The sequence below is a fragment of the Variovorax pasteuri genome, assembly GCF_051216435.1.
Taxonomy (GTDB): Bacteria; Pseudomonadota; Gammaproteobacteria; order Burkholderiales; family Burkholderiaceae_C; genus Variovorax.
The window spans coordinates 1,283,469-1,303,686 of record NZ_JBPJZS010000001.1; the positions used below are offsets into that span (position 1 = coordinate 1,283,469).

The 20,218-nt window shown below is 66.9% G+C and carries 19 protein-coding genes and 1 tRNA gene; 10 read left to right on the forward strand and 10 right to left on the reverse strand.

Features of this window, described 5'->3' with window-relative positions; all coding sequences use genetic code 11:
- The first annotated feature begins 67 nt into the window (after positions 1-67).
- The 6 genes from cysS to ACSFBM_RS06065 all read left to right on the forward strand — a co-directional run bounded on the left by cysS (position 68) and on the right by ACSFBM_RS06065 (position 5,544).
- On the forward strand, positions 68-1,444 hold the full coding sequence (gene cysS / locus ACSFBM_RS06040) for a cysteine--tRNA ligase (RefSeq protein ID WP_435483558.1): 1,377 nt from the start codon (positions 68-70) through the stop codon (positions 1,442-1,444).
- Positions 1,445-1,461: 17 nt separating this feature from the next.
- Entirely contained in the window at positions 1,462-2,112 is a 651-nt protein-coding gene (locus ACSFBM_RS06045; RefSeq protein WP_435435824.1) for a DNA-3-methyladenine glycosylase family protein, read from the forward strand.
- Between the two features lie 16 nt (positions 2,113-2,128).
- Positions 2,129-3,109 (forward strand): acetyl-CoA carboxylase carboxyltransferase subunit alpha, encoded by a 981-nt coding sequence (locus ACSFBM_RS06050; protein WP_435483559.1) that lies wholly within the window; start codon positions 2,129-2,131, stop codon positions 3,107-3,109.
- Between the two features lie 13 nt (positions 3,110-3,122).
- Entirely contained in the window at positions 3,123-4,100 is a 978-nt protein-coding gene (tilS, locus tag ACSFBM_RS06055) for a tRNA lysidine(34) synthetase TilS (RefSeq protein ID WP_435483560.1), read from the forward strand.
- A 55-nt stretch (positions 4,101-4,155) separates the two neighbouring features.
- Positions 4,156-5,424 carry an aspartate kinase gene (locus tag ACSFBM_RS06060; protein WP_435435827.1) on the forward strand — a complete coding sequence of 423 codons (1,269 nt, stop codon included), beginning with the start codon at positions 4,156-4,158 and terminating at the stop codon, positions 5,422-5,424.
- 27 nt (positions 5,425-5,451) lie between these two features.
- Positions 5,452-5,544: transfer RNA gene (locus ACSFBM_RS06065), tRNA-Ser, on the forward strand.
- Positions 5,545-5,617: 73 nt separating this feature from the next.
- On the opposite strand, the gene ACSFBM_RS06070 is transcribed toward ACSFBM_RS06065, so the two are convergent.
- The 3 genes from ACSFBM_RS06070 to ACSFBM_RS06080 form a co-directional block, all read right to left on the reverse strand.
- Positions 5,618-5,860, reverse strand: coding sequence for an ATP-binding protein (locus ACSFBM_RS06070; RefSeq protein WP_435483561.1), 243 nt, complete (start codon positions 5,858-5,860; stop codon positions 5,618-5,620).
- A 40-nt stretch (positions 5,861-5,900) separates the two neighbouring features.
- Positions 5,901-7,796, reverse strand: a complete 1,896-nt coding sequence (locus ACSFBM_RS06075; protein WP_435483731.1) for a sensor histidine kinase — start codon at positions 7,794-7,796, stop codon at positions 5,901-5,903.
- A gap of 187 nt (positions 7,797-7,983) precedes the next feature.
- Complete coding sequence (locus tag ACSFBM_RS06080; protein ID WP_435483562.1) at positions 7,984-8,346, reverse strand: c-type cytochrome; 363 nt, start codon at positions 8,344-8,346, stop codon at positions 7,984-7,986.
- Positions 8,347-8,491: 145 nt separating this feature from the next.
- Here ACSFBM_RS06080 and ACSFBM_RS06085 point away from each other — a divergent pair, with 145 nt between their 5' ends.
- Positions 8,492-9,163: a hypothetical protein gene (locus ACSFBM_RS06085; RefSeq protein ID WP_435483563.1), complete on the forward strand. Its 672-nt coding sequence runs from the start codon at positions 8,492-8,494 to the stop codon at positions 9,161-9,163.
- Positions 9,164-9,171: 8 nt separating this feature from the next.
- On the opposite strand, the gene ACSFBM_RS06090 is transcribed toward ACSFBM_RS06085, so the two are convergent.
- The 6 genes from ACSFBM_RS06090 to ACSFBM_RS06115 form a co-directional block, all read right to left on the reverse strand.
- On the reverse strand, positions 9,172-9,843 hold the full coding sequence (locus tag ACSFBM_RS06090; protein ID WP_435483564.1) for a DUF7716 domain-containing protein: 672 nt from the start codon (positions 9,841-9,843) through the stop codon (positions 9,172-9,174).
- A gap of 48 nt (positions 9,844-9,891) precedes the next feature.
- Positions 9,892-10,083, reverse strand: coding sequence for a hypothetical protein (locus tag ACSFBM_RS06095; protein WP_435483565.1), 192 nt, complete (start codon positions 10,081-10,083; stop codon positions 9,892-9,894).
- A 141-nt stretch (positions 10,084-10,224) separates the two neighbouring features.
- Positions 10,225-11,031, reverse strand: a complete 807-nt coding sequence (locus ACSFBM_RS06100; RefSeq protein ID WP_435483566.1) for a PPK2 family polyphosphate kinase — start codon at positions 11,029-11,031, stop codon at positions 10,225-10,227.
- A gap of 47 nt (positions 11,032-11,078) precedes the next feature.
- The gene (locus tag ACSFBM_RS06105) at positions 11,079-11,513 is read right to left on the reverse strand and encodes an RNA-binding S4 domain-containing protein (protein WP_435483567.1); all 435 of its coding nucleotides are present in this window, start codon (positions 11,511-11,513) and stop codon (positions 11,079-11,081) included.
- A gap of 19 nt (positions 11,514-11,532) precedes the next feature.
- Positions 11,533-12,969, reverse strand: coding sequence for a sensor histidine kinase N-terminal domain-containing protein (locus ACSFBM_RS06110; RefSeq protein WP_435483568.1), 1,437 nt, complete (start codon positions 12,967-12,969; stop codon positions 11,533-11,535).
- Positions 12,966-13,649: a response regulator gene (locus ACSFBM_RS06115; protein ID WP_435483569.1), complete on the reverse strand. Its 684-nt coding sequence runs from the start codon at positions 13,647-13,649 to the stop codon at positions 12,966-12,968. The genes ACSFBM_RS06110 and ACSFBM_RS06115 overlap by 4 nt, the downstream gene beginning before the upstream one ends.
- Before the next feature lie 137 nt (positions 13,650-13,786).
- Between ACSFBM_RS06115 and ACSFBM_RS06120 the strand changes: the two genes are divergently transcribed.
- The 3 genes from ACSFBM_RS06120 to ACSFBM_RS06130 all read left to right on the forward strand — a co-directional run bounded on the left by ACSFBM_RS06120 (position 13,787) and on the right by ACSFBM_RS06130 (position 16,975).
- The gene (locus ACSFBM_RS06120; RefSeq protein ID WP_435483570.1) at positions 13,787-14,746 is read left to right on the forward strand and encodes a tripartite tricarboxylate transporter substrate binding protein; all 960 of its coding nucleotides are present in this window, start codon (positions 13,787-13,789) and stop codon (positions 14,744-14,746) included.
- 140 nt (positions 14,747-14,886) lie between these two features.
- Positions 14,887-15,450 (forward strand): tripartite tricarboxylate transporter TctB family protein, encoded by a 564-nt coding sequence (locus ACSFBM_RS06125; protein ID WP_435435848.1) that lies wholly within the window; start codon positions 14,887-14,889, stop codon positions 15,448-15,450.
- Between the two features lies 1 nt (position 15,451).
- Positions 15,452-16,975 (forward strand): tripartite tricarboxylate transporter permease, encoded by a 1,524-nt coding sequence (locus ACSFBM_RS06130; RefSeq protein WP_435483571.1) that lies wholly within the window; start codon positions 15,452-15,454, stop codon positions 16,973-16,975.
- Positions 16,976-17,076: 101 nt separating this feature from the next.
- On the opposite strand, the gene ACSFBM_RS06135 is transcribed toward ACSFBM_RS06130, so the two are convergent.
- Positions 17,077-20,211, reverse strand: a complete 3,135-nt coding sequence (locus tag ACSFBM_RS06135) for an efflux RND transporter permease subunit (RefSeq protein ID WP_435483572.1) — start codon at positions 20,209-20,211, stop codon at positions 17,077-17,079.
- Positions 20,212-20,218 lie beyond the last annotated feature (7 nt).

Genomic DNA, 20,218 nt, shown 5'->3' on the forward strand with positions numbered 1-20,218 from the left:
GTCACCCCTGAAAAACACCGTCTGTCGCCCGTGCTTCACGTGCGCGAAATGACGTTTTCCGAATCTCATGAGTCTGCGCATCTACAACACGCTGTCGCGTGAACTGGAGGAATTCTCCCCATTGCATCCCGGACAGGTGCGCATGTACGTGTGCGGCATGACGGTCTACGACTACTGCCACCTCGGCCATGCCCGCTCGATGATCGCGTTCGACGTGGTGCAGCGCTGGCTCAAGGTGAGCGGCTTCGCCGTGACCTACGTGCGCAACATCACCGACATCGACGACAAGATCATCCGCCGCGCTGTGGAAAACCGCGAGAGCATCCGCGCGCTGACCGACCGCATGATCGACGCGCTGCATGAAGACGCCGACGCGCTGGGCATCGAGCGCCCCACGCACGAGCCGCGCGCCACCGACTACATCCCGCAGATGCTGTCGATGATCGGCACGCTCGAGCAGAAGGGCCTGGCCTACCGCGCCGGCAACGGCGACGTGAACTACGCCGTTCGCAAGTTCCCCGGCTACGGCAAGCTCAGCGGCAAGTCGCTCGACGAACTGCACGCGGGCGAACGCGTGGCCGTGCTCGACGGCAAGGACGACCCGCTCGACCCGGTGCTCTGGAAGAGCGCGAAAGCCAGCGAGCCCGAAGAAGTGAAGTGGGCCAGCGAGTTCGGCCCCGGCCGTCCGGGCTGGCACATCGAGTGCTCGGCCATGGCCTGCGAATTGCTCGGCGAAACGCTGGACATCCACGGCGGCGGCGAAGACCTGCAGTTCCCGCACCACGAGAACGAGATCGCGCAAAGCGAAGGCGCCACCGGCAAGCCGCTGGCCAACTTCTGGATGCACAACGGCTTCATCGTGACCGACAACGAGAAGATGTCCAAGAGCCTGGGCAACTTCTTCCTGATCCGCGACGTGCTCAAGAAGTACGACGCCGAAACCATCCGCTTCTTCGTGCTGCGCGCGCACTACCGGCGTCCGCTCAACTACAGCGACGTGCACCTCGACGATGCGCGCGCCTCGCTCAAGCGGCTGTACACGGCGCTCGACCTGGTGGCGCCCGCCGACGTGAAGATCGACTGGGCCGACCCCTACGCGGCGCGCTTCAAGGCCGCCATGGACGAAGACTTCGCAACGCCCGAGGCGGTGGCGGTGCTCTTCGACCTGGCCGGCGAAGTGAACCGCACCAAGTCGCCCGTGCAGGCCGGCCTGCTGAAGGCGCTGGGCGCATGCGTGCAGATCCTGCAGGACGATCCGAAGACGTTCCTGCGCGCAGGCACCACGCTCGACGAGACGACCATCCAGGCGCAGATCGACGCACGCGCCGCCGCCAAGGCCGCCAAGAATTTCGCCGAAGCCGATCGCATTCGAAAGGAACTCCTCGAGCAGGGCATCGTGCTCAAGGATTCACCCGCCGGTACGACCTGGGCGGCTGCGCAGTGAACGGTACGACCAACCCCATGCCCGCCACCCGGAAGTCCAGCATTCAGATCTACACGCCGGACTACTGGGAAGAGGCCTGCAAGCACCTGGCCAAGAAAGACCGCGTCATGAAGCGGTTGATTCCGAAGTTCGGCAACGCCTGCCTCGAGTCGCGCGGTGACGCGTTCACCACGCTGGCGCGCAGCGTGGTCGGCCAGCAGATCTCGGTGAAGGCGGCGCAGACGGTCTGGGACAAGTTCGTGGCGCTGCCGCGCAAGCTGACGCCGGCCAACGTGCTCAAGCTCAAGGTCGACGACATGCGCGCGGCCGGGCTGTCGGCACGCAAGATCGAGTACCTCGTCGACCTGGCCCTTCATTTCGATTCCGGCGTGGCGCACGTCGATTCGTGGAAGGACATGGCGGACGAGCTCATCATCGAGGAGCTCGTGGCCATCCGCGGCATTGGTCGCTGGACGGCCGAGATGTTCCTCATCTTCCACCTGATGCGCCCGAACGTGCTCCCCGTCGACGACGTGGGGCTGCTCAACGGCATCAGCGTCAACTACTTTTCGGGCGACCCGGTCAGCCGCAGCGATGCCCGCGACGTCGCCGTGGCCTGGGCCCCGTATTGCAGCGTGGCGACTTGGTATATTTGGCGATCACTGGACCCGGTTCCAGTCGCGTATTGAACAACAGGAGAAGACGTTGGCGAAACGAACCTTCCTCGACTTCGAGCAGCCCATTGCTGAACTCGAAACCAAAATCGAAGAACTGCGCTATGTACAGACCGAATCGGCGGTCGACATTTCTGAAGAAATCGATCAGCTCGGCAAGAAAAGCCAGCAACTCACCAAGGACATCTACAGCGACCTGACGCCCTGGCAGATCACCAAGATCGCCCGGCATCCGGAGCGCCCCTACACGCTCGACTACGTCAACGAAATCTTCACCGACTTCGTCGAGCTGCACGGCGACCGGCACTTTGCCGACGACCTGTCGATCGTGGGCGGCCTCGCGCGCTTCAACGGCGTGCCTTGCATGGTGCTCGGCCACCAGAAGGGCCGCGACACCAAGGAGCGCACCGCGCGCAACTTCGGCATGAGCAAGCCCGAGGGCTACCGCAAGGCCTTGCGGCTGATGAAGACGGCCGAGAAATTCAAGCTGCCGGTGTTCACCTTCGTGGACACGCCCGGCGCGTACCCCGGCATCGATGCCGAAGAGCGCGGCCAGTCGGAAGCCATCGGCCGTAACATCTTCGAGATGGCGCAGCTCGAGGTGCCGATCATCGTCACCATCATCGGCGAGGGCGGCTCCGGCGGCGCGCTGGCCATCTCTGTCGGCGACCAGCTCGTGATGCTCCAGTACTCCATCTACTCGGTGATCAGCCCCGAAGGCTGCGCTTCCATCCTGTGGAAGACCAGCGAGAAGGCGCAGGAAGCGGCCGATGCATTGGGCATCACCGCGCACCGCCTGAAGGCGCTGGGCCTGGTCGACAAGATCGTGAACGAGCCGGTCGGCGGCGCGCACCGCGACCATCGCCAGATGGCCGCCTTCCTGAAGCGCGCGCTGAACGACGCGTTCCGCCAGGTCAGCGACCTGAAGCCGAAGGAGCTGCTGGACCGTCGCTACGAGCGCCTGCAAAGCTACGGCCGTTTCAACGACACGAAGGCCGACAACGGCAGATAAAGCGCATTCGGCCATGAACTCCGCTTTCGAACGCGCCATGGCCGCGTTCGAGCCGGCGCATTGGCCGCTGGCGGTGGGGTTCAGCGGCGGCGCGGATTCGACCGCCTTGCTGGCCGCCTGCGCGGCGCGCTGGCCCGGACAGGTGGTCGCCTTTCATGTGCATCACGGGCTGCAGGCTGCGGCCGACGATTTCGAGCGGCATTGCCGGTCGGTTTGCGAGCTGCTGGCCGTGCCGCTGGTGGTTCACCATGTCGATGCGCGTCACGCGCCGGGCGACAGTCCCGAAGACACCGCCCGCCGTGCGCGCTACGAGGCTTTTGCCGAGATGACGCGCATGGATGGTGCGGGTGCTGCTATCAAGTCCGTAGCGCTCGGGCACCATGCAGACGACCAGGTCGAGACCTTGCTGCTGGCGCTGTCGCGCGGTGCCGGGCTCCCGGGGCTGGCCTCCATGCCGGCGCATGCGCAGCGCAACGGACTGGACATCTACCGCCCCTTGCTAGACGTGCCCGGCGCCGACATTCGCGACTGGCTGGCAGGGCGCGGCCTGCCTTGGACAGAGGACCCGACCAACGTCGATGCGCGCTACACGCGCAACCGCATCCGCGCCTTGCTGCTGCCAGCATTGGCCCATGCGTTCCCGCAATTCCGCGCCACCTTCGCTCGCAGCATCGGCCATGCCGCGCAGGGCCAGCAACTGCTGGGCGAGCTAGCCGCGCAAGACCTGCAGACGGTCGGCGACCCGCCCCGCATCGTCGCCTTGCAAGCGCTGTCGCGCGCCCGGCAGGCCAACGTGCTGCGCCATTGGCTGGTGCAGTCGCACGGCGGCGCGCCCAGCGCCGCGCAGCTCGACCAGCTGCTCGACCAGGTGCGTGCGTGCACCACGCGCGGCCACCGGATCCACCTCAAGGTGGCTGCCGGCTTTGCCGAGCGGCGGGGCGATTTCCTGCATTGGTACAATGCCCCGCCCTCGCCGAAGACTTTGCTCTGACAGCTTGCAGGGCGCCGCCCTTCAAGCGGCCCTTTTCTTTTCTCAGATTTCACCCATGGCATTGATCGTTCACAAATACGGCGGTACGTCGATGGGCTCGACCGAGCGCATCAAGAATGTCGCCAAGCGCGTTGCCAAGTGGGCACGCGCCGGCCACCAGATGATCGTGGTTCCGAGTGCCATGAGCGGCGAGACCAATCGCCTGCTCGGCCTGGCCAAGGAGCTGGCGCCCAGCAAACCCGGCGTGGCGCACAGCCGCGAACTCGACATGCTGGCCTCCACGGGCGAGCAGGCGTCTTCCGCACTGCTGGCCATCGCGCTGCAGGCCGAAGGCGTCGAGTCGGTCAGCTACGCGGGCTGGCAGGTGTCGGTTCGCACCGACAACTCGTACACCAAGGCCCGCATCGAGAGCATCGACGACGCGCGCGTGCTGGCCGACCTGAATGCCGGCAAGGTGGTGGTCATCACCGGCTTCCAGGGGGTGGACGACGCGGGCAACATCACCACGCTCGGGCGTGGTGGCAGTGACACCTCGGCCGTGGCCATTGCCGCGGCCATGAAGGCGAGCGAATGCCTGATCTACACCGACGTCGACGGGGTCTACACGACCGACCCGCGCGTCGAGCCCGATGCGCGCCGCCTGACGACCGTGAGCTTCGAAGAGATGCTCGAGATGGCGAGCCTGGGCTCCAAGGTGCTGCAGATTCGCTCGGTGGAATTCGCCGGCAAGTACAAGGTGCCGCTGCGTGTGCTCTCGAGCTTCACGCCGTGGGACATCGACATCAATGAAGAGGCCAAGTCCGGCACGCTGATCACTTTCGAGGAAGACGAAAACATGGAACAAGCCGTCGTATCCGGCATCGCATTCAACCGCGACGAAGCCAAGATCTCGGTGCTGGGCGTGCCCGACAAGCCGGGCATCGCGTATCACATCCTCGGTGCCGTGGCGGACGCCAACATCGAGGTCGATGTGATCATCCAGAACCTCAGCAAGGACGGCAAGACCGACTTCAGCTTCACCGTGCATCGCAACGAATATGCGAAGACGATCGACCTGCTGCAGTCGAAGGTGATGCCTTCGCTGGGCGCGACCGAGATCGTGGGCGACACCAAGATCTGCAAGGTCAGCATCGTGGGCATCGGCATGCGCAGCCACGTGGGTGTGGCGAGCAAGATGTTCCGCGTGTTGAGCGAAGAGGGCATCAACATCCAGATGATCTCGACCAGCGAAATCAAGACTTCGGTCGTGATCGACGAAAAATATATGGAACTGGCGGTGCGCGCACTGCATAAAGCGTTCGATCTCGATCAACCGACCGCTTAAGTGATGGCATAATTGCGGCTTCTTTCAGGAACTGTGACCGAGTGGCCGAAGGTGCTCCCCTGCTAAGGGAGTATGGGGTGTAGAGCCTCATCGAGGGTTCGAATCCCTCCGGTTCCGCCAGACAAAAGCCCCTGCAGCCCAGCTGCAGGGGCTTTTTTCTTTGTGCTGCACACGTCGTGGGGCGGGCTCGCGTTCAGGCGCCCACGACTTTTCGCATCGTTATCACGTGGAACGGGCAGGTCACGGCGCAATCGCTGCAGCCGGTGCACTTGCCTGCGTCGTGCAGCACCGAAGACTTGCGCCACTGCGTGACCTCCAGGCTCAGCAGATGGAGGTCGCACGCGGCAACACACCAGCCGCAGCCCGTGCAACGCGCGGTGTCCACATCGGGCAGCCAGCCGGGGCGGTGGGGCCGGGCAGGAGCGTGGTGCGTCATGGGGCCGATTCTGTGCGCTTGCCTGCGCGAAATCCACCCGCTAGACCGCCTTGGCTTCTCGCTGCAGCGGCAGCCATAGCACGAACCGCGTGCCCGTCGGCTTCGACTCCCAGCGCACCAGGCCTCGAATCGCCTGGGCCCGTCGCCGCTGGTTCTGCAGCCCGCGCCCTGACGCCGAGGGGTTGTCCGTCACGCGCTGCACGTCGAACCCCTGGCCGTTGTCCTCGATCGTCACCTGCACCCCCGCATCGGCCATCGAGGTGCCCACGCGGATTTCCGTCGCGCGGGTGTGCCGCAGGATGTTCGAGATGCTCTCCTGCACGATGCGCAGGATGTGCAGCGCGCTCGACGGGTCCAGCCATTCCAGCGCGGGCAACTCCTGCACCTCCCAGCGCAGCGACACGCCGGTTCCTTCAAGCCGCGGTTCGAGCCGGTAGCGCAGCGTGGCGAGCAGCAGCAGCAGGTCGGCCTCGACCGGCTCCAACGAGTCGAGCGTGAGCTTCAGGTCGTCCAGGCAGCTCTTGAGAATCTGCGAGACCTTGTCGTCGCTCATGCCGCCGCCCTCCACCGAGCGGATGGCGCTGATCAGCGAGGAGCCCAGTCCGTCGTGCATGTCCTGCATCAGGCGCTGGCGTTCGTCGCTGATGGTCTGCAGCCGTTCGATCTCACGCAGCTTCCGGTGGCTGAGTTCGAGCTCGGCTTCGCGTTTGAGCAGGCGCTGCGCGAGGCTCGCGTTGAGCTGCTCGACCTCGCCGATGGCATGCACATAGCGGCGGTACATGAGCGCGCCGAACACGCTGAAGGTCACGGCGTTGGTGTAGGCCCCGAGGTACCAACCTTCGGGGCTGATGAAGTTGTTCTGCAGCAGCCAGTCGGTGGCGCCCAGCAGCACGCAGATGCCGATTCCGACCGCCACCAGCCGCCCTTCGTTGGAGCGCCGCCATGCGCTCACGCCGCCCACCAGGCAGACCGACAGGCCCATGAGCGCGACCACCGCGTAGATCAGCGGCGTCACCTGCGGCGTGTTCTGCACGATGGCCAGCCCCGGCATGGTGGCGATGCCGACGGCGGTGGTGGCCGCCACCACGCCACGGGTCAGCCATTTGAGTTGCCGGCCGTGCAGCTGGCGCAGGAAGAAGTGCACGACCATCACCAGCCAGAAGAGCGAGTTGACGGTCAGCCAGGCAAACCAGTCGTTGGCGACCGGCTGGCCCACGTAGAAATGCAACCCCCGCATGAAGGAGGTGGCCGAGAGGTTGAAGAATAGCAGGTAGCCCGTTTCGTCGCGGCGCCTGAACCACACGAAGAGGGCGAAGACGCCCACCGCCATGAACGCTGCACTCAGCATTGCGGGCAGTTCCTGCTGCAGCCACTGGCGCATGCCGTAGCGGCCGCGCAGCGCATCGGCAGGCCCCACCCACAACGACGAAAGCGCCACCTGGGCGCTTCGCGTGTGTTCGAGGCGAAGGAGGATCTCGGTGGGTGGCGTGTGGTCGGCGCTGTGGTCCAGCGGAACCCACAGCGGGGTGCGGGTGCTGTTCCACAGCGGCCCCGACTGCTGTGCCCGGTGCACCAGTTGGCCGTTGGCATAGACGGCGATGGTGCCGTCGGTCTTGACCCGGACGCCGTACATCGCCAGCGGGCTGGAAGCAGGGGGCAGGTCGCGCGTGGACAGCCTGATCCAGGTCGTTCGGGTCGCTCCGGCGGACTTTGCGGTCTCGGCCTGCCGCAGCAGCGCGATGGGCAGCGCGAGGGGCAGTTCGACCGGCTGCCAGGTGGCCGGCAGGGCGCTGCTGTCCTGCTTGAGCGGCGGCACGCTGAAACCCGATGAGTCCTCGACCTGCCAGTCGGCATGCGTCAGGTGCAGCACGGCGTCGGAGTGCGTCAGCCCGGCCGTTCCGCCGAAGAACGCGCCGATGACGCCCAGCAGTGCCATCGACAGGACAAGCACCACGTTGGCGAAGAAGGGGGCGAGTCGGAAGTTCAAGAGGCGTCGAGGTGGGTGGGCGCGCGTTCAAAGCCATGCGAAGGCGATGCAACCGGTCTTCGCATTCTGTAACCAATCGCTGACCATTGCCGGTTCAAGGCCGCCCCGCTGTCGGCACGGACGCCAAGCGTGTGGTTCAGCGCGCGGAAGGCTGTGACAGCACCCACTGCGCCAAGGCCTGCGCCTCGCTCTGCGAGACCTGGGCCTGCTGCGGCATGATGACCCGGCCCCAGGTGCCCACGCTGCCGCTGCGAATCTTCGCGGCCAGGCGCACCGGTGCGCTGGCGTCGTTGCGGTAGCGGTCCGCGATCTGCGCGAAACCCGGCCCGACCTGCTTGTGCACCAGCCCGTGGCAGGCCATGCAGCCGTTCCTGCGCGCCAGGTCGGCCGCCGATGGCTGCACCGGGGCATCGAGCGCGTGCGCTGCCGACGCCGAAGTCAGGAGCAGGGCGATCGCAATGAGTGAAACGAGGCGTGGGGCGCGGGTGTTCTTTTGCATGGGCTGCGTTGCTGGCGCGCGATCGTAGCTTTTGGCGAAGGGTTGTGTATGCGGCTCGCCGTCGTGCGAGCGCGACAAGGTGGCTCAAGAGTAACCAGATGTATGGTTAAATCTGCTAACTATCGCAAAGAAGAAGAGGGATTGCATGAAGCTGTTGCTGAGCATTGCGTTTGCCGCTGCGGTGTTGGCCGGTTGCGTGACCCCGCCACCGCCGACACCGACCGAGCCCGGAACGGGTCACGGCACGGCCTATGTGCCCATGGTGGCCATGCAGGGCGTCGACCCGGTGCGCTACGACAACGACGTGGCCGACTGCCGAACCGCAGCGAACCGCATCACGGCACGCAGCGAAACCGGCGATGCGATGTGGGCGGCGCTGGGCCTCGGACTGATCACGGTGCACGGCCAGGGCATCGTTGCCGCGGCCTCCTACACCGGCATCACCGCCGCCATCATCGACTGGAACGGCCGTCCCGATGCCGAACTGATCGCCGAACACCAGCAGATCGCCATCGTGCATTGCATGGCCAAGCGTGGCTACCGCAACCTCGACCCCAACGTGCGCGACAGCTTCTACGGCAACACCTTCGACCCTGGCGTCATCGTGACGCCGCGCCGCACCGGCGTCGACACCTACAACGTGGAAACGCTGGCCAAGGCCGGCCGGTGCAACCTGCAGCCGCGCGCCGAACTCACGGCCAAGGGCCCGGGGTACGAAACCTACAACGTGCCGTGTGACAACGGCGGCACCTGGGCCGTGCGCTGCGAGTTCGGCAAGTGCCGTGTGCTCGCGCAGGCGCTCATCCGCCGCTCCTGAAGTTCGGTTCAGTCGCCGTCCGGCGGCAACCAGGCGAGCGACCTGTGGGTCGTTCGCTTCAGGGGCAGTGACAGCGCGGCGAAGCGCGCCTCGATCTGTTCCCTTTCCCGTCCACCGATGCGCATGCCCAGCGACACGGGCAGCTGACGGCAACGCGCCAGCGCGTCCCCCACATTGATCTTCAGCAGCGCCGCGGTGGTGCGGGCGGCATCGCCGACGCGATGCGCGGGGCACTCGACCAGCTGCAGGTCGTATTCGGCAAACAGCTCCCGGGAGATGCCTGCGATGACGGGTGCCTTGGCGGTCCAGTCTTCACTCGCGAAATGGCCGTGGTCGAGGAACGCATCCTCCTCGTGATAGTGCTTGAGCGCCTTGGCAAAGTCGTCGAGCGACGACAGCGGCTGCTGTTCCTTCTGCACGGTCAGCACCGATACAAAGGTCGCTGCCTCGAGGTAATGCACGAGCTTGTTTGCAACGGCGAAGGCCGGCATTTCGCGGCCCAGCGCGTCTTCAACGGGGTCTTCGCACTCGTCTTCATCGCTGGACAGGTAGAACCGCGCGTCGTGCAGCGGGACGTCCTCGCTGGCATAGACCCAGCTGAAACGACGGTACATGTCGTCGTCGTCGAGGCAGGCCGCCAGTGTTTCGACGGCCTCGCAAAAACTCAGCAAGTACGGCATTTCAGAGGCCTCCTTCAACCGACGAAGAAGGCCTCCGCATGCAGACGATCAACGCCAGACGTAACGGCCGCGCACCAGACGGCCATGCTCGCGATGCGCCGGCACCCAGACCTTTTGCGGGCGATGGTGCGGCCGTTCGTAGCGAGGGCCCGGGCCGGCGCCGGGACGCGGGCCGGGCTGGGCCAGGGCAGCGGTGGAAGCGAGCAGGCAAGCTGCAAGAACGAAGATGGTTTTTTTCATGTTGATGTAGTCCTTCTGTGTGGTAGCGCAAATGCACCTGAATCGGTACGAAGTGCAGCTTAGTGACGCGGCGCAGGGTACCCCGTAGGCGAAGCCGCACTTTACAAACAGGAAACCAAACCGCTTTCCTCGTCCACACCCTCACTTGACGATCAATCCCTTGAGCGCCGGGTCCGGCGGTGGGGGCTTCAGCTTCATCTGCCGCAGCGTCCTCACCAGCAACTGCGCAACCATCACGTTGCGGTGCCGCTTGCTGTTGGCCGGTATCACGTGCCAGGGCGCGTGGTCGCTGGAGGTGGCGCTCAGCGCGTTCTGGTAAGCCTGCTGGTACGCGCTCCACTTGGTGCGCACCTCGAGGTCGTCCATGCTGAACTTCCATTGCTTGCCGGGTGTGTCTATGCGCGCCTGCAGGCGCTCGCGCTGCTCGTCCTTGTCGATGTGCAGCATGCACTTCACGACCACCGTGCCGGTCTCGGTGAGCAACCGCTCGAAGTCGTTGATCTGCGCATAGCGGCGCTTGGCCTCGGCCTTGTCGATCCAGCCTTCGACCACCGGCACCAGCACGTCTTCATAGTGGCTGCGGTTCCACACCATGATCTCGCCGGTGCGCGGCACGGCGGCGTGGCAGCGCCACAGGTAGTCGTGCGCGCGCTCCTCGTCGTTGGGCGCCTTGAAGGCCGTCACGCGCACGCCCAGCGGCGAAGTCCGCGAGAACACCCAGCGCACGGTGCCGTCCTTGCCGCTGGTGTCCAGGCCCTGCAGCACCAGCAGCAGCTTGCGCTTGCCCTCGGCGTGCAGCAGGTCCTGCAGTTCGTCGAGCTCGACGGCCAGTGCATCGACCTCGCTGCGTTGCGAGGCTTCGTCGCCCTCGCAGAAGGGCGTGCCGTCGGGGTCGATGTGCGACAGCTTGAACTTGCTGCCGACGCGGTATTTCTTGAAGCTGGCCATGAAGCGGAACTCCCGTGAAGAACGAAGGAAGCCCACAGCCTAAGCGATCAGCGCTCGTCGTCGTCCGTGTCCAGCGAGGCGCTCCAGCGGTTGTCCCACTCGGCATGGCGCACCGCGCCGTCGAGATCGCGCCGGTCGCGCTTGGTCGGGCGGCCCTGTTCGATGGCCAGTGCCGGCTCGGTGCCGGCGCGGCGCAGTTCACGAAAGTTCGCCTGCGCCGCCAGGCTCTCCGGCGTTTCCTCGTAGAGCAGTTGTGCAACCGGCGCCGGCCCGCGCTGGCCGCTGACACCGCGCACGGTCACGGTCCGCGTCAGCGGGCCCATGCGCATGGAAACCGTGTCGCCGGACTTGACCTCGCGCGAGGCCTTGGCGACGTCGCCGTTCACCTGCACGCGGTTCTTGCCGATTTCCTCCGCGGCCAGCGAGCGCGTCTTGAAGAAGCGGGCGGACCAGAGCCATTTGTCGATGCGCAGGCGTTCCATGGATGTTCGGGAGTGAATATCAAGAATTGTGCCGCGACAAGGGCAGGTGCACGACGGCGTCCAGCCCGATGACCTGTGCGGCGCCGTCCTGCAGGCCCGGCAACTCGGCGCTGCGGTTGTCCAGCGCGATGCGCCCGCCCAGCGCCAGCACGATCTCGCGGCAGATCGCCAGGCCCAGCCCGGACCCGCTCGACGCGCTGCCCGCCGAGAAGGGCGCGAACAGGCGCTGGCGCAGTTCCGGCGAAATGCCCGGGCCGCTGTCGCGCACCGTGAGCACGGCTTCCGCGCCCTCGGGCCGCACCGACACCGACAGCGCCGCGCCCAACGGGCTCTGCTTGATCGCGTTGTGCAGCAGGTTGCGCGTGAGCTCCTGCAGCATCCACTGGTGGGCCTGTACGGGCACCGGCCCGTCGATGGCCAGCTCGAAGTCGAGCGCCCTGTCCGCCACCAGCGGGGACAGGTCGAGCGCAATGTGGCGCACCACTTCGCCGAAGTCCAGCATCGCCGACTCCGGCTGCTGGCGCAGTTGCTCGACCTTGGCGAGCGACAGCATCTGGTTGGCCAGCGCGGTCGCGCGTTCCACCGTCTGGCTGATTTCGCCGAGCGCCTGCTCGGGCGCCACGTCGCCGCGTTGCGCCGACTGCACCTGCACCTTCAGCACCGCCAGCGGCGTGCGCAGCTGGTGGGCGCTGTCACGCACGAAGCGCTTCTGGTGGTCGAGCAGGCGCTGCAGCCGGCCCATGACCTGCGTGGTGGCGTCGATCAGCGGACGCAGCTCGCGCGGCGCGTCAGGCGCGTCGATGGGCGTCAGGTCGTCCGCCTGGCGCCGTTCGATGGCCTCGCCCAGCTCGCGCACCGGCCGGGTGGCGCGCTGCACCACGAACACGGTCGCCAGCGCGATCACGCCCATCAGCAGCAGCTGGCGCCACAGCATGTCGACCAGCAGCTTGCGCGCCAGCGTCTCGCGCAGCTCCAGCGTTTCGGCCACCTGCACCACCGCCATGCCGCGCCCGCGTGCGCTCGCCACGGGCTGCAGCAACACCGCCACGCGCACCGGCTGGTTGCGAAACTGCGCGTCGTAGAAGTCGACCAGCGCCGCGTAGGCGCTGCGGTCGGGAATGCGGCCGCGCCAGAAGGGCAGCTCGGCAAAGCCCGAGATCATTTCGCCGTCGAGCGCCGACACCCGGTAGAACAGCCGGCTGCGGTTGTCGGCCTCGAAGGCCTCCAGCGCGGAGTAGGGCACGATGGCGCGCAGCTGCGCCAGATCGTCGTAGCCCTCCACGTCCAGCTGTTCGCCGATGGTCTTGGCCGAGGCCAGCAGCGTGCGGTCGTAGGCCGTGGTGGCCGCCGCCAGGCTCTGGCGGTACACGCTCACGCTGTTGATCACGATGAACACCGCAATCGGCGCGAGGATGCCGAGCAGCAGCCGCGCACGAAGCGAAGAGACCCGGGTCATGTTTCCGGACGCAGCAGGTAGCCCAGCCCGCGCATGGTCATGAGCACGGCGCCCGTGCCCGCGAGCTTCTTGCGCAGCCGGTACACCACCACCTCGATGGCCTCGTACTGCACGTCGGTTTCGCCCGGGAACACCAGCTCGAACAGGCGCTCCTTGGTCACGGCGTGGCCCGGCTTCATCATCAGCGCCTTCAGCAGCGCCAGCTCGCGCGGCGTGAGTTCCAGCAGCTCGGCCCGGTTGTAGATGGCGCCGTTGTCGGGCTCGAAGCGCAGCCCGCCGATCTCCTGCGGGTTCAGGCCTGCGTCCTGCCCGGTGACGCCGTGGCTGCGCCGGCGCAGCGCGCGGATGCGGGCCTCCAGCTCGTCCAGGTCGAAGGGCTTGGGCAGGTAGTCGTCGGCGCCCGCGTTCAGGCCCATGATGCGGTCGCCCACCGTGCCGCGCGCCGTCAGCAGCAGCACCGGCGTGCGCAGGCCTTCGGCGCGGGCCTGCGCCAGCACCTGCAGGCCGTCGAGGTTGGGCAGGCTCAGGTCGAGCGCCACCACGTCGGGCTCCAGGGCGTGCCACTGGGCCACGGCCTGCGCGCCGTCGCCGCAGACGCGCACGTCGATGCGGCGGCGCCCGAGGGTGCGCTGCAGGGTGATTTGCATCGAGGGGTCGTCTTCGACCAGCAGCAGCTTCATACGGGACAGCGGGGTGATTGCTTCGGTGTTTTCCCCAGTCTGGCGGACAGCCAACTGACAGCGGGGCGGCGCATGATAGCGCTCAGGTTCAAGTCAGGTTCCTTTCAAGTTCCTTCCCGTTTTCAGGAGACACCACAATGCGTCGCGATACCTTTCTGAAGTCCTTGGCCGCGCTGGCCGCCGCCGGCGCCCTGCCACTGTCGGCCCGGGCCGCTGCCAACGTCAAGATGATGATCCCCGCCAATCCGGGCGGCGGCTGGGACACCACCGGCCGCGCATTGGGCAAGGCCCTGAGCGACGCCAAGGTGGCCGACACCGTCACCTACGACAACAAGGGCGGCGCCGCCGGCGCGCTGGGCCTGGCCCAGTTCGTCAACGGCTCCAAGGCCGACGCCAACGCGCTGATGGTCATGGGCTCGGTCATGCTGGGCGGCATCATCACCGGCAAGCCGCCGGTCAAGCTCGAGCAGGCCACGCCCATCGCGCGCCTGACCACCGAATACAACGTGTTCGTGCTGCCGTCCAACTCGCCGTTCAAGACCATGAAGGACGTGGTCGACCAGCTCAAGAAGGACCCGGGCAGCGTCAAGTGGGGCGGCGGTTCGCGCGGCTCCACCGAGCACATCGCCGCGGCCATGATCGCGCAGAAGGTCGGCGCCGATCCCTCCAAGATCAACTACGTGGCCTTCCGCGGAGGCGGCGAGGCCACCGCCGCCATCCTGGGCGGCAACGTCACCATCGGCGGCAGCGGCTACAGCGAGTTCGCCGAATACATCGCCGCCGGCAAGATGAAGGCGATTGCCGTCACCTCCGCCCAGCGCCTGCCGGGCATCAACGTGCCCACGCTCAAGGAGCAGGGCATCGACGTGGAAATCGGCAACTGGCGCGGCGTGTACGGCGCCCCCGGCATCTCGGCCGAGCAGCGCAAGGCACTCACCGACATGGTGCTGGCCGCGCTCAAGAGCGCGTCGTGGGCAGAGTCGCTCAAGAAGAACGAATGGACGCCGGCCGTGCTGTCGGGCGATGCGTTCGCCAAGTTCGTGGACGACGACTTCGCCAGCCTCAGGGCCATCATGACCAAGTCCGGCATGGTCTGAACCGCAGGCTCGCCCCCAGGCTGCGCGCACTTCGTGTCGCTTCGCCAACCCCCTATCGGGGGCAACACCTGCGGCCCGGCAAAGCCGGTTCCGCGGTGTTTCTGGAAGGGGGCATCCGTACTCCCACTCCAGGATAAAAAATGACAACTCCAGACTCCTCGGTCTCGCCCTCTGACGAGGCCGCTCGCGCTGCGGCCTCGTCCGCGGCGGTATGGCCGCAAACCCTGGTCGGCGCCGGCGTGCTGCTGACCGGCCTGGCGCTGGCCTTCGGCGCCATCGGCATTTCTTCCGAAGCCGGCTACGGCGGCGTAGGCCCCAACTTCCTGCCCTGGATGGTGTCCGTGGTGCTCGTGCTCTGCGGCGCCTGGATCCTGTGGGAAGCGCGCACCGGCGGCTTTCGCGAGCTCGACGCGCCCACCGGTGCCGACCGCGCCTACTGGCCGGGCTTCGTGTGGGTCTCGGCCGGTTTGCTGCTCAATGCGGCGCTGATCACCACGCTGGGCTTCATCCTCAGCTGCACGCTGTGCTACGTGCTGGCCGTGCAGGGGCTGCGCCGCGCGAGCGGGCAGGCCGGCGTGAATTCGCCGCGCACCTTCGCCATCGACTTCGTCACCGGCGCGCTCATCGCCGCCCCGGTGTTCTGGATGTTCACGCAGTTCCTGGCCATCAGCCTGCCGGGCCTCACATCGACCGGGTGGCTCTGACATGGAAATCTTCAACGCACTCATGGCGGGTTTCGCCACGGCGATCACCCCGATCAATCTTCTCTGGTGCCTGGTCGGCTGTGCCCTGGGCACGGCCGTGGGCGTGCTGCCCGGCATCGGCCCGGCGGTGGCGGTGGCCATGCTGCTGCCCATCACCGGCAAGGTCGACATCACGGCCTCGATGATCTTCTTCTCGGGCATCTACTACGGCGCCATGTACGGCGGCTCGACCACGTCCATCCTGCTCAACACCCCCGGCGAAACCGCCAGCATGGTGACCGCGATGGAGGGCAACAAGATGGCCAAGAGCGGCAGGGCGGGCGCGGCGCTCGCCACCGCCGCCATCGGCTCCTTCGTGGCCGGCACCATCGCCACGGTCATCGTCACGCTGTTCGCGCCCTTCGTGGCGGAGTTCGCGGTCAAGCTCGGCCCGCCCGAGTACTTCCTGCTGATGCTGCTGGCCTTCACCACCGTGAGCGCGGTGCTCGGCAAGAGCACGCTGCGCGGCATGACGGCATTGTTCGTCGGCCTGGCCGCCGGCTGCGTCGGCCTGGACCAGATCTCGGGCCAGGGCCGCTACACCGGCGGCGTGCCCGAGCTGCTCGACGGCATCGAGATCGTGCTGGTGGCGGTCGGCCTGTTCGCGGTGGCCGAGGTGCTCTATGCCGTGCTCTACGAGGGCAAGGTGGTCGAGGGCCAGAACAAGCTCAGCCGCGTGCACATGACCAAGCGCGACTGGAAGCGCTCGATTCCGGCGTGGCTTCGCGGCACCGCCATCGGCACGCCCTTCGGCTGCATCCCCGCCGGCGGCACCGAGATCCCGACCTTCCTGAGCTATGCGATGGAAAAGAAGCTGGTCAAGGACCCCGCCGACAAGGCCGAGTTCGGCACCAAGGGCGCCATCGAAGGCGTGGCCGGCCCCGAGGCCGCCAACAACGCCACGGTGACGGCCGCGCTGATTCCGCTGCTCACGCTGGGCATTCCCACGTCGAACACCACCGCCATCCTGCTGGGCGCGTTCCAGAACTACGGCATCCAGCCGGGTCCGCAGCTGTTCACCACCTCGGCCGCGCTGGTGTGGGCGCTGATCGCGTCGCTGTACATCGGCAATGTGATGCTGCTGGTGCTGAACCTGCCAATGGTCGGCCTGTGGGTCAAGCTGCTGAAGATTCCGAAGCCCCAGCTCTACGCCGGCATCCTGATCTTCGCGACGGTGGGTGCCTACGGCATGCGCCAGAGCGCCTTCGACCTGTTCCTGCTGTACGCCATCGGCCTGCTGGGCGTGGTGATGCGCCGCTACGACTTCCCGACCGCCCCCGTGGTGGTGGGCATGATCCTTGGCCCGCTCGCCGAAGCACAGCTGCGCAATGCCATGTCGATCGGCGAGGGCAGTGCGGTGGTGTTCTTCCAGCGCCCGATGTCGATCACGCTGGTGGTGATCGTGGTGGCCGTGCTGGTGCTGCCGCGCCTGGCCAAGCGCATGAGCGAACGCAAGCTGAAGCGGCTGGCGCAACTGGACGCCTGACCTTCCTCTCGCTCTAAAAAAAACCGGATGCCGCCAGCATCCGGTTTTTTCGTTTGGGGGCGCCGCTTTGTTTGCGTGCCCGGCATGCCCTGCTGGCCGGCTTACTTTGCGTGGCCCGCCGCGTGCGCGGGCGGTGGCGTCTCGGCCAGGTCGTCGTCCAGATGCGGATCCGCCGGCTGTCCCCGCAGCTTGCGCACGGTGCGCCGAATCCAGTGCTCGATGTCGTCGATGTAGGTGAACACCGCCGGCACCACCAGCAGGCTCAGCACGGTAGAGGTGATCAGCCCGCCGATCACCGCCATCGCCATCGGCGAGCGGAAGCTCGAATCGGCCGCGCCGAAGCCGACCGCGATCGGCAGCATGCCCGCGCCCATGGCCAGCGTGGTCATGATGATGGGCCGCGCACGCTTGTGGCAGGCGTCGCGCAGCGCGTCCCAGCGGCTCATGCCATGGTCGCGTCGCGCCACGATGGCGTACTCCACCAGAAGAATGGAGTTCTTCGTGGCAATGCCCATCAGCATGATGAGCCCGATCAGCGAGGGCATCGACAACGCCTTCTGCCCGATCAACAGGCCCACGAACGCGCCGCCGAGCGCCAGCGGCAGCGCGCACAGGATCGTCACCGGGTGCAGGAAGTCCTTGAACAGCAGCACCAGCACGATGTAGATGCACAGCACGCCCGTCAGCATCGCCAGGCCGAAGCTCGCGAACAGCTCGGTCATCACCTCGGCGTCGCCCACTTCGGTGACGCGCACGCCGGCCGGCAGCTTCACGATCGAAGGCAGCTTGGTCACCGCCGCCTTGGCGTCGCCCAGGCCCACGCCCGACAGCTCGATCTCGAAGTTCACGTTGCGCGAGCGGTCGTAGCGGTCGATCACCGCCGGGCCGCCTTCCATGCTGAGCGAGGCCACCTGGTTCAGCATCACCGGCCCGCGCGCGCTGGGCACCGACAGGCGCCCGAGCAGGTCGATGTCCTGGCGCGCCGAGTCTTCCAGCTTCACCACGATCGGCACCTGCCGCTGCGCCAGGTTGAGCTTGGCGAGCGACTGGTCGTAGTCGCCGAGCGTGGCCACGCGCAATGTCTCGGCAATGGCCGAGCTGGTCACGCCCAGGTCGGCGGCGCGTGCGAAGTCGGGGCGCACGGCGATCTCGGGGCGGATCAGGCTCGCGGTGGACGTGATGTTGCCCAGGCCGGGAATGGTGCGCAGGTCCTTCTCGACCGCGCTGGCGGCCGAGGCCAGCGCCACCGGGTCTTCGCCGGTCAGCGCCAGGATGTACTTCTCGCCGGAGCCGCCCAGGCCCACCGTGCTGCGCACGCCGGGCAGCGTTTCCAGCGCGGTGCGAATCTGGTTCTCGATCACCTGCTTGCGCGGCCGGTCGCCGCGCGGGTCGAGCTTGATGGTGAGCGTGGCCTTGCGCGTCTCGGGCGTGCCGAAACTCGCGAACGGGTCGCCGCCCGCGCTGCCGCCCGCCACCGTGGTGTAGACGCTCTTCACATGCGCGATCTGCATCACGCGCCGCCGCGTTTCCTCGGCCGCGGCCGTGGTCTGCGCCAGCGTGGAGCCGGGCGCGAGCGACAGGTAGATCTGCGTCTGCGAGTTGTCGTCCGGCGGAATGAAGCCGGTCTTGAGCAGCGGAATCATCGCCAGCGAACCGATGAAGAAGACGGTGGCCATCACCATCGTCTTGAAGCGGTTGTGGGTGCTCCAGGTCACCGCGCGCATGTACCAGCGCATCCAGCCGGGCTCGGTTTCCTGCGTGACGATGGGCTTCAGGATGTAGGCCGCCATCATCGGCGTGAGCACCCGCGCCACCACCAGGGAGGCGAACACCGCGAGCGAGGCCGTCCAGCCGAACTGCTTGAAGAACTTGCCGGCCACGCCGCTCATGAAGGCGGTGGGCAGGAACACCGCAATCAGCGTGAAGGTGGTGGCGATCACCGCCAGGCCGATCTCGTCGGCCGCTTCCATGGCCGCCTGGTAGGGCGACTTGCCCATGCGCAGGTGGCGCACGATGTTCTCGACCTCCACGATCGCGTCGTCCACCAGGATGCCGACCACCAGCGACAGCGCCAGCAGCGAGATCACGTTGACCGAGAAGCCCAGCAGGTACATGCCGATGAAGGCCGGAATCACCGACATCGGCAGCGCGACGGCCGACACGAAGGTGGCGCGCCAGTCGCGCAGGAACAGCCACACCACGATCACCGCCAGGATGGCGCCTTCGTACAGCAGGTGCAGCGAGCCGTTGTATTCCTCTTCCACCGGGTCGACGAAGTTGAAGGCCTCGGTCAGCTCGATGTCGGGGCGCTGCACGCGCAGGTCGGCCAGCGCCTTCTGCACCGCGTGGCCCACTTCCACCTCGCTGGCGCCGCGGCTGCGTGCCACCTCGAAGCCGACCACCGGCTTGCCGTTGAGCAGCGCGCCCGCGCGCGGCTCGGCAATGGTGTCGCTGATGCGCGCCACCTGGTCGAGCCGGATGCGGCGCCCGTCGCTCAGCGCGATCTGCATGTCGGCCAGCTGGTCGGCCGACTGCACCGTGGCCAGCGTGCGCACCGGCTGCTCGCTGCCGCCCAGGTCGAAGCGGCCGCCCGCGCTTTCGGTCTGCACCTGGCGCAGCTGGCGCGAGATGTCGCCGGCCGAGGCGCCCAGCGCCTGCAGCTTGACCGGGTCGAGGTCCACGTGCACCTGCCGCGTCGCACCGCCCACGCGGTTGACCGCGCCCACGCCGGGCAGCGCGAGCAGCTTCTTGGTGATGTCGTTGTCCACGTACCAGCTGAGCGCCTCGTCGTCCATCTGCGACGACGCGATGGTGAAGGCCAGCACCGGCTGGCCCGCCAGGTCGAGCTTGGTGACGACCGGGTCGCGCACGTCGGCCGGCAGGTCGGCGCGCACGCGCTGCACCGCGGAGCGCACATCGTCCACGGCTTCCTGCACGGGCTTTTCGAGGCGGAACTCGACGATGAGGGTGGCCGCGCCGTCCTGCACCTTGGTGGTGATGTGCTTCAGGCCCTGCACGGTGGCGATGGAGTTCTCGAGCTTGCGCGCGACGTCGGTCTCCAGCTGCGAAGGCGCGGCGCCGGGCAGCGACGCCGAGACCGTGACGGTCGGCAGGTCGATGTCCGGAAAGTTCTGCACCTTCATCGCGTTGAACGACAGCAGCCCACCGAAGGTGAGCAGCACGAACAGCATCACCGCCGGAATCGGGTTGCGTATGGACCAGGCGGAAACGTTCATGGCGTGT

Coding starts and splice junctions, on each gene's coding strand:
- cysS (WP_435483558.1), top strand. CDS start 68: ATGAGTCTGCGCATCTACAACACGCTGTCGCGTGAACTGGAGGAATTC.
- ACSFBM_RS06045 (WP_435435824.1), top strand. CDS start 1,462: ATGCCCGCCACCCGGAAGTCCAGCATTCAGATCTACACGCCGGACTAC.
- tilS (WP_435483560.1), top strand. CDS start 3,123: ATGAACTCCGCTTTCGAACGCGCCATGGCCGCGTTCGAGCCGGCGCAT.
- ACSFBM_RS06060 (WP_435435827.1), top strand. CDS start 4,156: ATGGCATTGATCGTTCACAAATACGGCGGTACGTCGATGGGCTCGACC.
- ACSFBM_RS06070 (WP_435483561.1), bottom strand. CDS start 5,860: ATGACGCACCACGCTCCTGCCCGGCCCCACCGCCCCGGCTGGCTGCCC.
- ACSFBM_RS06075 (WP_435483731.1), bottom strand. CDS start 7,796: ATGGCACTGCTGGGCGTCATCGGCGCGTTCTTCGGCGGAACGGCCGGG.
- ACSFBM_RS06080 (WP_435483562.1), bottom strand. CDS start 8,346: ATGCAAAAGAACACCCGCGCCCCACGCCTCGTTTCACTCATTGCGATC.
- ACSFBM_RS06085 (WP_435483563.1), top strand. CDS start 8,492: ATGAAGCTGTTGCTGAGCATTGCGTTTGCCGCTGCGGTGTTGGCCGGT.
- ACSFBM_RS06090 (WP_435483564.1), bottom strand. CDS start 9,843: ATGCCGTACTTGCTGAGTTTTTGCGAGGCCGTCGAAACACTGGCGGCC.
- ACSFBM_RS06095 (WP_435483565.1), bottom strand. CDS start 10,083: ATGAAAAAAACCATCTTCGTTCTTGCAGCTTGCCTGCTCGCTTCCACC.
- ACSFBM_RS06100 (WP_435483566.1), bottom strand. CDS start 11,031: ATGGCCAGCTTCAAGAAATACCGCGTCGGCAGCAAGTTCAAGCTGTCG.
- ACSFBM_RS06105 (WP_435483567.1), bottom strand. CDS start 11,513: ATGGAACGCCTGCGCATCGACAAATGGCTCTGGTCCGCCCGCTTCTTC.
- ACSFBM_RS06110 (WP_435483568.1), bottom strand. CDS start 12,969: ATGACCCGGGTCTCTTCGCTTCGTGCGCGGCTGCTGCTCGGCATCCTC.
- ACSFBM_RS06115 (WP_435483569.1), bottom strand. CDS start 13,649: ATGAAGCTGCTGCTGGTCGAAGACGACCCCTCGATGCAAATCACCCTG.
- ACSFBM_RS06120 (WP_435483570.1), top strand. CDS start 13,787: ATGCGTCGCGATACCTTTCTGAAGTCCTTGGCCGCGCTGGCCGCCGCC.
- ACSFBM_RS06125 (WP_435435848.1), top strand. CDS start 14,887: ATGACAACTCCAGACTCCTCGGTCTCGCCCTCTGACGAGGCCGCTCGC.
- ACSFBM_RS06130 (WP_435483571.1), top strand. CDS start 15,452: ATGGAAATCTTCAACGCACTCATGGCGGGTTTCGCCACGGCGATCACC.
- ACSFBM_RS06135 (WP_435483572.1), bottom strand. CDS start 20,211: ATGAACGTTTCCGCCTGGTCCATACGCAACCCGATTCCGGCGGTGATG.